The 10,983-nt window shown below is 66.1% G+C and carries 5 protein-coding genes; 2 read left to right on the top strand and 3 right to left on the bottom strand.

Translation table 11 applies throughout. The features are described from left to right. The first annotated feature begins 79 nt into the window (after positions 1–79). Entirely contained in the window at positions 80–5,716 is a 5,637-nt protein-coding gene (locus VGI12_16160; GenBank protein HEY2434211.1) for a LamG-like jellyroll fold domain-containing protein, read from the top strand. 6 nt (positions 5,717–5,722) lie between these two features. Next, complete coding sequence (locus VGI12_16155) at positions 5,723–6,322, top strand: hypothetical protein (protein ID HEY2434210.1); 600 nt, start codon at positions 5,723–5,725, stop codon at positions 6,320–6,322. 9 nt (positions 6,323–6,331) lie between these two features. On the opposite strand, the gene thrA is transcribed toward VGI12_16155, so the two are convergent. From thrA to rfbC, 3 genes are all read right to left on the bottom strand, one after another. Beyond that, complete coding sequence (gene thrA / locus VGI12_16150; protein ID HEY2434209.1) at positions 6,332–8,803, bottom strand: bifunctional aspartate kinase/homoserine dehydrogenase I; 2,472 nt, start codon at positions 8,801–8,803, stop codon at positions 6,332–6,334. Positions 8,804–8,875: 72 nt separating this feature from the next. Continuing rightward, positions 8,876–10,195, bottom strand: coding sequence for a Gfo/Idh/MocA family oxidoreductase (locus VGI12_16145; GenBank protein HEY2434208.1), 1,320 nt, complete (start codon positions 10,193–10,195; stop codon positions 8,876–8,878). Continuing rightward, positions 10,192–10,776 carry a dTDP-4-dehydrorhamnose 3,5-epimerase gene (gene rfbC, locus VGI12_16140; GenBank protein HEY2434207.1) on the bottom strand — a complete coding sequence of 195 codons (585 nt, stop codon included), beginning with the start codon at positions 10,774–10,776 and terminating at the stop codon, positions 10,192–10,194. The genes VGI12_16145 and rfbC overlap by 4 nt, the downstream gene beginning before the upstream one ends. Positions 10,777–10,983: the final 207 nt, after the last annotated feature.

Here is a 10,983-nt window from a genome sequence, read left to right as displayed (position 1 = left end):
GGCCGTGCGATTCACGGCGGGTCAAGCCGCGGGAAATCTCAACGTGGTGGTCGTCGGGTGGAACGATACGACTGCACAAGTGCAATCGGTCACGGACACCCGTGGAAACGTGTATGCACGTGCGGTCGGCCCGACGGTGAGCAGCGGCCTGGGCACTCAGAGCATCTACTACGCCAGGAACATCACGGCTGCCGCGGCCGGCACCAACGTCGTGACGGTGGTCTTCACGCCCGCCGCGCAGTTCGCCGACGTTCGCATCGCGGAATACCGGGGACTCGACCCGACCGCTCCTCTCGATGTCGCCGTCGGGGCCCAGGGCACCGGCACGACCGCCAGCAGCGGCTCCGTGACGACCAGATACGCGAATGACCTGCTCGTGGGCGCAAATCTGGTCGCACAGGGAACCCTCGGCGCCGGGACGGGCTACGCGTCGCGCATCGTCACGACTCCAGACGGCGACATTCTCGAGGATCGCACGGCATCGACCGTCGGAAGCTACAGCGCGACCGCCAGGCTCACCGGCGGCGCCTGGGTCATGCAGGTGGTGGCCTTCCGCCCCTCGTCGGGCTCCGCCGACACCCAGCCTCCCAGCACTCCGGCGGGCTTGACGGCCAGCAGCCCGTCCGCCACTCAGGTGGGGTTGGCGTGGACAGCCTCGACCGACAACGTCGCGGTCTCGCAATACCTGATTGAACGTTGCCAGGGCGCCGGCTGCTCGACGTTCGCGCAGGTTGGCACGTCAACGGCGCCGACCTACAGCGATGCGACCGTCGCTGCCAGCACGACCTATCAGTATCGGGTCCGCGCCTCCGATTCGGCGAACAACCTCAGTGGGTATTCGAATGTCGCCAGCGTGACGACGCCGACGGCACCCGACACGGCTCCTCCCTCTGCGCCGTCGGCATTGACCGCCGCTCTCTCGACCAGTCAGATCAATCTCGCGTGGACCGCCTCGACCGACAACGTCGGCGTGTCGCGCTATCTGGTCGAACGGTGCCAGGGCGCCGGCTGCTCGACCTTCGCGCAGGTCGGCACGGCGACGGCAGTCAACTACAGCGACACGACCGTCGTCGCCGGCACGACGTATCAGTATCGTGTCCGCGCCTCCGACGCGGCGAACAACCTGAGTGGGTATTCGAATAGTGCCAGCGTGACGACGCCGCCGGCACCTGACACGGCTCCTCCCTCTGCGCCGTCGGCATTGACCGCCACCGCGTCTTCGACCAGTCAGATCACGCTCGCGTGGACCGGCTCGACTGACAACGTCGGTGTTTCGAGTTACGTGATCGAACGATGCCAGGGCACCGGCTGTTCGACGTACGCGCAAGTCGGCACCGCCACGGCACCCGGCTACAGCGACACGACGGTCGCCGCCAGCACGACGTATCAGTATCGCGTCCGCGCCTCCGACGCGGCGAACAACCTGAGTGCGTATTCGAATATCGCCGCTGCGACAACGCCGGCGCCCGCAGACACCGCCCCGCCGACAGCACCGACCTCGCTCACCGCGACCGCGATCTCGGCCAGCCAGATGAATCTGACGTGGACCGCCTCCACCGACAACGTCGGCGTCACCGCTTACCAGATCGAGCGCTGCACTGGTTCGGGGTGCGCTGCTTTCGTACAGATTGCCACCGCCACAGCAAGCCCCTATAGCGACACGACGGTCGCCGGCGGCACGAGCTACAGCTACCGGATCAGGGCCACGGATCTCGCGAACAATCAGAGTGGATACTCCGCGGTGGTCAGCGCGACGACGCCTGCCGCCGCTCCGATCGGTTTTGTGCAGATGGCCTATGCGACGCCGCAGTCGACGGTGGCGTCCGTCAATGTTGCATTTCCGGCTGCCCAGACTGCGGGCGATCTGAGCGTCGTCGTCGTCGGCTGGAACGACGCCGTCGCTCAGGTCCAGTCCGTTGCCGACTCGCGAGGAAACATCTATACGAAAGCCGTCGGACCGACCGTCCGAAGCGGACTCGGAACGCAGAGCATCTACTACGCGCCCAACATCGCGTCGGCGCCGGCCAACGGGAATACCGTCACCGTGACGTTCTCGCGGGGCGCCAGTCACCCCGATATTCGGATTGCGGAATACCGCGGGCTCGATGCCGTCGCGCCACTCGACGCGGTTGCGGCGGCAACGGGCAGTACCACGCCGAGCAACAGCGGCACTCTGACGACCCGGAGCAGCAGCGAACTGCTCGTCGGAGCCAACCTGGTGGCTCAAGGCACGACTGCGGCGGGCAGCGGCTTCACAAACCGGGTCGTCACCAACCCCGACGGCGACATCCTCGAAGACCGCATCGTCACGACCGTCGGCACGTACAGCGCCGCCGCCACGTTGACGGGCGGGGCGTGGGTGATGCAGCTGGCGGCGTTCAAAGCTGGAGGCGTCGCGGTCGACTCGCAGCCCCCGACGGCCCCGGGGAATGCGACAGCGACGACGGCGTCCACTTCGCAGGTGAACGTGACGTGGACGGCGTCGGTTGACAACGTGGGTGTCACGGCCTATCGCGTTGAACGGTGCGCCGGCAGCGGGTGCACGACCTTCACCGAAATCGGCACGACGTCCGGTGCGCTCGGACTGAACGACACGGGATTGTCGGCGAATACCAGCTACAGCTACCGAATCCGGGCGGGCGACCAGGCCGGCAATCTCAGCGTCTACTCCAACACGGCGAGCGCCGTCACCTCCCAGGCACTCGACAGCGAGCCACCCTCCGCTCCGGGACCGCTGACGGCGACCGCGTTGAGCGGTACACAGGTGTCGCTCAACTGGAGCGCGGCCACCGATAACGTCGGCGTCACCGGCTATCGCATCGAGCGGTGCCAGGGCGTGGGCTGCACGACGTTCATCAAGCTGGCGACACCCACTGGTACAACGTTCACCGATACGGGCCTGACGCCCAACACCACCTACAACTACGTCGCCCTCGCCACAGACGCCGCTGGCAACCTCGGGCCGTACTCGAATATGGCGGCGGTCACGACGACCGCGACGGTTCCTGAACTGGTCGCCGCTTACTCCTTCAATGACGGTTCGGGCAGCACGGCCCTCGATTCCTCCGGCACGGGCAACACCGCCACCATCGGCTCCGCAACGTGGTCCACCGCCGGCAAGTTTGGCGGTGCACTGTCGTTCAGCGGAAGCGCGCGCGTCGTCGTGCCCGACAGCCCGTCACTGCACCTCAGCACCGCGTTGACGCTGGAAGCCTGGGTCAATCCAACCGCGGTCAGCAGCGCCTGGCGCGACGTCGTCTACAAGGGGAACGACAACTACTATCTGGAAGCCACGACAGACAGCGGAGGCAGGCCCGGTGCCGGTGTCACGCTCGCGAGCTCCGGCAACAGCAACACCTACGCACCAGCGGTGCTGTCCCCGAACACCTGGACTCATCTCGCCGAAACCTACGATGGGACGACGGTTCGTTTGTACGTCAACGGCGTCCAGGTCGCAGCGTCCAGCCTGAGCGGCCCACTGGCGTCGTCCACCAGCCCACTGGAGATCGGTGGCGACAGCATTTACGGTCAGTACTTCCAGGGGCTCATCGACGAGGTGCGGGTCTACAACGTCGCGAGGACGCCTGCACAGATTCAGTCCGACATGAGCTCGCCCGTGGGCGCCTCCGTCCCGGTCGTCGTGTTGAGCAACTCGTCGATCGACTTCGGTCAGCAGGCCATTGGCGTCCCCGCGCCAACGTCGGACCTGACCGTCACGAACGTTGGAACGGCGCCGCTGAACTTCACCGCCATCTCCACCACCGGCAGCCAGGCTGCGGAGTTCAGCCGCACGACGACGTGCGGTACGGCGCTCGCCGCCGGATCGTCCTGCTCGGTCACGGTCACGTTCACGCCGGCGGCCGCCGGCGCCCGGTCGGGAATCCTGACGATCCAGGACGATGCCGCCGGCGCACCGCAGGTGATCACGCTGTCGGGCCAAGGGGTTTCGGTGCTCCTGTCCCCTGCCACGGTCACGCTGACCCCGAACCGTCCCGTACAGTTCAGCGCGATCAGCAACGGCTCCAGCACATACGTCTGGTCGGTTGACGGAGTCGCTGGGGGCACGTCCGCATCCGGCACCATCACGGCCGATGGACTGTATACGGCGCCGTCGACCACCGGCTCCCACACCGTGTCGGCTACGACGACCGACCAGTCTTTGTCCGGCAGCGCGACGGTCTTCGTCGTCAACTACACGGGAACCTTCACTTTCCACAACGACAACGGTCGCACGGGCGCCAATCTGAACGAAACGGTCCTGGCTCCCGCCAACGTCAACTCGAGCCGATTCGGAAAGCTCCGGTCATACGCGATCGACGGCATCTCGATGGCCTCGCCGCTCTACGTGCCGGCTGTCACCGTCCCGGGTATCGGCGTTCGTAACGTCGTCTACGTGGCGACAGAGCACGATTCCGTCTACGCCTTTGACGCGGACGGGAACGACACGAATCCGCTCTGGCAGGTCAGTTTCGTGAATCCTGCGGCTGGCGTGACCACCGTCAGCCCGGCCGATGTCAATGAGTGTTGCGACATCGCACCGGAAATCGGCATTACCGGGACTCCGGTCATCGATGCCGCGACCGGCACGCTTTACGTGGTTGCCAAGACGGCTGAGACGATCGGCTCCAACAAGACTTTCGTCCAGAGACTCCACGCGCTCGATGTCACGACAGGCGCAGAAAAGTTCGGCGGCCCGGTCGTCATTCAGGCTTCGGTTCCCGGAACGGGTACTGGAAGTGCCGGAGGCCGTGTCGCGTTCGACGCGTTGCACGAAAACCAGCGTCCGGCGCTGCTGCTGAACAACGGCGTGGTCTACGTGGCCTTCGGCAGCCACGGAGACATTCAGCCGTACCACGGATGGGTCCTGGGCTACAACGCCGCGACGCTGCAGCAGACGTTTGCCTATTGCGTCTCGCCCGACGCCGAAGGCGGAGGTATCTGGCTGGCCAACTCCGGCCTTGCGGCTGACGCGAACGGCAGCGTCTTCCTGGTCACCGGCAACGGCACCTTCGACGGCAATAGCGGGGGGACGAATTTCGGCGACAGCTACATCAAGCTCGGTCCGGCCGGCGCCTTCCTCGACTACTTCACGCCTCACAACGAAGGCACGCTCGACGGGGCCAACGCCGACCTCGGGGCGGGTGGCATCACTCTTCTGCCGGATCAGTCGGGCACCCACCCACACCTGCTGGTGAGCGCCGGGAAGAACGGCACCATCGACGTCATCGATCGTGACAACATGGGCCACTACCATGCGGCCGACGACAGCCAGATTGTGCAGTCGCTCGCGAATATCTTCCCGTTCGGAACGCCAGAGCCGGGAAACTACAGCGCGCCCATCTACTACAACGGGGTCGTCTACTTCAGCCCCGTATCCGACAACCTGCAGGCGTTCGCCTTGACGAACGGGCGGTTGTCGACCTCGCCGACCTCGCGCGCATCCGAAATCTTCGCCTACCCGGGCGGCACCCTGGCGGTTTCGGCAGCCGGCAACGTCAACGGCATTCTGTGGGCGATCGAGCGGCGCGGCACGGCATCGGGCGCGCTGCACGCCTACGACGCGTCGAACCTTGGAAACGAGCTGTATCATTCCGATCAGGCTGGGAGTCGCGATGTGCTCGACGAAGCGGTCAAATTCAGCGCGCCCCTCGTCGCCAACGGCAGGGTCTACGTCGCATCGGCGACGCGACTCACGATCTACGGCTTGTTCCAGTAACCAGGCGTGCGCACACATCTCGCGATGATCGGCGGCCTGGCGTGGGCACTGGGTTGGGCGACGGCCATCGCGCAGACGGCCCTTCCGAATCCGGCCGGCATCATCCCTGCGCTGACACCCGACACACTGCAACAGGCCACAGCCTGCGGGCGGTCCGGAGCGGCCTGTGCGGTTGCGCCGTACCAGCTCTGTCCGTCGAGCGACGGCCGCTACGACGCGCGCGTCGCGACGCCGTTCTCGCGGGTGGCGTCGGCCGCGTTCGAATCGGCGAAAAGCGGCCGGAGCGGCCGGCAGATCGCACCGGGCGACGTCAACAGGTGGGGCGTCGGGATATACGTGTTTCCGGCCGACAGTTCGCCGCACGCCGAAGCGATTTCGCGCCTCGAGATTCGACGCGGAAGTGCCGTGGTACGGCCGACGACTTCCACGGTCGGCCCCATCGCTGCCAAGATGCCCGACGGCTCGACCCGGCAGCTCGCCAGGGGCTTCTTCTCGTTTGCGCCTGGCGCCTTCGCGCCAGACAAAGACGTCGTGGTCGCATTCATCAGCGCGTCGGGTGAAACGACCTGTACGCTCGACCACGAGCGCCTCATGGCGCTCCGCTGATCGGCGCCGTCACACCTGCGCGCCGAGATACGCGCAGACGCGTAACAGATCAGCAAACACGCCACCGGCCGTGACGGCCGGGCCTGCGCCAGGCCCACGCACTACCAACGGGTTCGTGTCGTAGCGGCTGGTCGTGAAGCTGACGACGTTGTCGGTGCGGCTGATGTTGGCAAACAGGTGTGAGCGATCCAGTTCCATCAGGCCGACGGTTGCGCGCCCGGCCTCCACGTCCAGTCGTCCCACGTATCGAAGCACGCGATCAGCGGCCTGCGCCGCCGCGAACCGCTCCCGCATCTGTGCGTCGGTATCGGCAAGCCCGTCGATAAAGGCCTCCGGCGCGACGCGCTCGAGGGTCGAGGGCACGAGACCGTGCAGATCGACGTCGCCGAGTTCGAGAGAGAGGCCGATTTCGCGGGCCAGAATCACCAGCTTACGCGCGACATCCAGGCCGGACAGGTCGTCTCTCGGGTCGGGTTCGGTGAAGCCGCGAGCCTGGGCATCGCGCACCACTGATGAAAATGGCTGCCGGCCATCCCACACGTTGAAGAGATACGACAGCGTTCCCGAGAGAATGCCCTCGATCGTCAGGATGCGATCGCCGGTCTCCCTGAGGTCGCGTACGGTCTGGATGATTGGCAGCCCGGCGCCGACGGTGGCTTCGTACATGAAATGAGACCGCCCGGCACGGCGCGCCTCGCCGATGGCTCGGTAGGATGCGAAATCCGAGCTGCCGGCTCGTTTGTTCGGGGTGATCACGTGAATACCGGCGGCAAGCCACGCCGGATAGTGTCGGGCGATCTCAGCGCTGGCGGTGCAGTCGACGATGATCGCATGCGGCAGGTGGGGGGCATCGACGTGCGCCACGAAGCGGTCGAGATCCGAAGCGACACCGCCGTCGAGCGCCGTCCGCCAGTCGGCCACCGGCACCGACGGGTCGGCCAGCACCATCCTGGCTGACGTCATCACGCCGCGCAAACGAAGGTCGAGATGAAACTCGCGCCTGAGCCGGCCGGCTTGCGAGGCCAGCTGGTCGATCAACGCGCCGCCAACCGATCCCGGACCGATCACACCGAGTGAGATCGTGTGCGGCGAAAGGTAGAAGCTCGAATGAACCGCGCCCAGCGCGCGCGGCGCCTGGGCCCGATCGATGACCACGGAAATGTTGCGTTCGGACGCGCCTTGCGCGATGGCCCGAACGTTGACACCGGCGCTGCCCAGCGCCTCGAAGAGCGTCGCCGCAATGCCGGGCGTTCCCGCCATCCCGTCGCCGACCACGGCCAGGATGCTGCACTCCTCCGCCACTTCGACCTGCTGAATCTGCCCCTGTCCCAGTTCCCGTTCGAACGCGGCGCGGACGATCGCCGCCGCGCGGTCGGCGTCGGCCTGCGCGAGCGCGAAGCAAATCGAGTGTTCCGAGCTTCCCTGAGAGATGAGCGATACCGAGATGCCATGTTCGCGGAGCGCGCCGAAGAGTCGCTGCGCCGTTCCTGGGACACCGATCATGCCGGTGCCTTCCAGGTTGATGAGCGCGACCTGATCGATGGTGGTAATGCCCTTCACCGCCCGGGACGAGGCCGGTTTGGCGCAGATCAGGGTTCCCGGATTGTGAGGCGCGAAGGTGTTCCGGATCCAGATGGGAATGCCGCGCTTCACGGCTGGCGCCATGGTCTTCGGGTGCAGCACCTTGGCGCCGAAGTACGCGAGCTCCATCGCCTCCTGGTACGAGAGCGACTCGATGACCGTGGCGTCGGCGACCCGACGAGGATCCGCGCTCAGAATCCCGTCGACGTCCGTCCAGATCACGATTTCCGAGGCGTCCAGGAGGGCGCCGACGATCGACGCCGAAAAGTCGCTGCCATCCCGTCCAAGTGTCGTCTGGACGCCGTCTGCGTTTCTGGCGATGAACCCTGTCACGATGAGCGTGGCGGGGCCAGGGCTCGACATCACCCGATCGGCGTTCGCGCGCGACTCCGGCCAGCGCACGCTCGGACCGAGTGGCGCCGCATCGACCTCGATGACGTCGCGCGCATCGATCCACCGGACGTCGCCGGCGCGACGGCCGCGCGCTCTCAGGTAGCGCGTGAACAGCCGCGTCGACCAGATTTCGCCGAAGCCGGCGACCAGGTCCCGAACCGGAGGAGCGGCGGCCCGAGTCAGCCGGACGGTGTGGAGAATACTCGCGATGTCCTGACAGTCGGCGCTGAGTTCGGCCAGATACTCGGCGAGGATGGGCTCCTCGAGCAGCGCCCTGGCGATACCAACGTGCCGCTGCTTGATGGCGTCCACTCGATCGGCGTCGCCATCATGACGGCTCTCGGCATTCGTAATCAGCGCCAGCAACGCATCGGTGATTCCGCGGCATGCCGAGAGGACGGCCGCGACGCACGGAGAGGAATCCTCTTCGAGGATCTTCGCGACTCGCTCCATGCAGGCGGCGTCGGCCACGCTCGAGCCACCGAACTTGTGCACCTTCCAGTTCACGTCCGAACATCCTCCACACCGCGTCCCTGGACTTCACCGTCCCTCGGGGTCTCGCCCGGCTGCCGTTGCGGGCTATGAACCGACGCCGACGGCAGCCACCGGCGCTGCCGCCGGAAAGTGCGCATATTGCTCCGCACGCAGCTGGTCGGCCAGTCGTCCGGCCGGCAGCTCGACGTCGTCATACCCGATCACGGCGTCCTTCGCGATGTCGCGGCGCAGGCGGCAGCCCTCGACGAGCCCTTCGGGCAGGTAACGCTCGCGCCGCATCTCGTCCGAGTTGACCGCCTCGCCGTAGGTCATGAACTCGCCGTAGTCGTCGAGCGTCTCGCCCGCCTTCAAGTCGCGCTTCGCCACCGCGCACACCTCGACGACCGGTCCGCCAAGCGGCTTGGCTACGGAGTCGTTGAACAGCACGGCCCTGGCGATCGCGTTGGGCACTTCGAAATGGACCAGATGATAGGGAATGAAGAACGAGTACAAGGGGCCCGGCCCCATCTTGTACAAGTTCAGGTAGTGCTGCTGTTTGGGATCCGTGTGCTCCGCGAGGACGTAGACCTTGGTGAGCGGCGTGCCGACGACGTAGTCGACAATGCCGCCGAGCGCGCGCAGTTCGTCGATGTCGTACAAGCTGCCAATCGACATGACGTCGCCGCGGTACTCACGACCTCGCGACATCCCCCTCGACTGGACCACGAACCCGGTCGCGTTCGCCGCGATCGCCTGCTCGAAGCTGATCTTGGAGCCGTCGGCGAAGCTGGTCACCATGGCCGGATTCTGGCCCCACTTCTCGGCGAACGCCTTCTGGGTTTCCGGCGTGCGATACGGATCCTGCAGTCCCTTGACGTTGCCGATCACGCGGGGCAGCAGCCCGAGGCCGCGGACCCATCGATACAGATTGATCTGGACGCCCGGTTCGTCTCCCTCGCACGCCGACAATACGACCCCGTGCTTCTCGGCGTAGACCTGGAGAATCGGCCCGATCGTGGCGTCGATTTCCGCGTTGAGCAGGACGACGTGCTTGCCGTGCTTGAACGCCTCGAGGATGACCCGCGCGCCGAACTCGACCGAACCAGTGGTTTCGACCAGTACGTCGACGTGCGGCGATCGGGCGAGCAGCATCGCGTCTTCGGTTACGACCGGCTTGCCTTCCTCGATGGCGCGATCGACGGCTGCCTGGGTCGAGGCTTCGATCGCCTTCAGCCCCGCGTACTCGAAGGCATCGAGCGCCCTGGCGCTGCGTCGGTTGTAGATCGCCACCATCCGCATGCCCGGCACGCTCTTGACGATCTGGTTGGCGAGTCCGTGGCCCATGAAGCCGGCGCCGGTCATCGCCACGCGGATCGGAGCGCCCGCCGCTTCCCGCGCCTGCAGTGCCTTGTCTACGATGATCATCTCACCCTCGATTCGACCGGCAGCGTCATGCGCGCCCGGAGGTCCTGCGCCGCCTCCGCCATGAGACTCCACTGGCGATCCTTCTCCGACATGACCGAGATCGGCAGCGGCCACTCGAGCCCGAGCGCCGGGTCGTCGTACCGCAGCCCGCCCTCTGATCCAGGCGTGTAGAACTCTCCGACCTGATACGTCGTTTCCGTGTCGTCCTCGAGGGCCTGATAGCCGTGGCCGAACCGCTCGGGGATGTAGATGCCGCGATGGTTGTCGGCTGAGAGTTCGACCGAGACGTGCTGCAGGTAGGTGGGCGATTCCGGCCGGAGATCCACGATGATGTCCAGAACGGCGCCACGGCTCGCGCGAACCAGCTTCGTTTCCGCGGCCGGCGGATACTGGAAGTGCATGCCGCGCAGGGTGCCCTTGCGGCGATTGAACCCGATATTGGCCTGGGCGATCACCGACTTCAGTCCGTGTTCGGCGAACTCGTTCTGGCAGAAGGCCCGGGCGAAGAATCCGCGCTCATCCTCGCGTCGACTGAGATCGATGAGGAACGCGCCTTTCAGTTTCGTTTCGGTGAATATCATGAACGTCCGCCGTCCGCGCCGGTCACTATTGATACCGGCGCCAAAATGTGCCGCTGATTTGCGGGATGGAGTTTGACCCGGCCACGACAGCAAAGCCCTCGCCAAGGGCCTGGCAGGGGGCCGGCTGGCCGAGGGGCGTGGGAATGGTGGGTTTTTCCGCGAGCGAGCCGGGTTCAGGGGATCGGGGTCCGACCGGCGGCTTCGTCA

The sequence above is a fragment of the Vicinamibacterales bacterium genome, from assembly GCA_036496585.1.
GTDB lineage: Bacteria > Acidobacteriota > Vicinamibacteria > Vicinamibacterales > 2-12-FULL-66-21 > JAICSD01.
The sequence above is the reverse complement of the archived record's forward strand: the minus strand, read 5'-3'. Positions and strand labels throughout refer to the sequence as shown.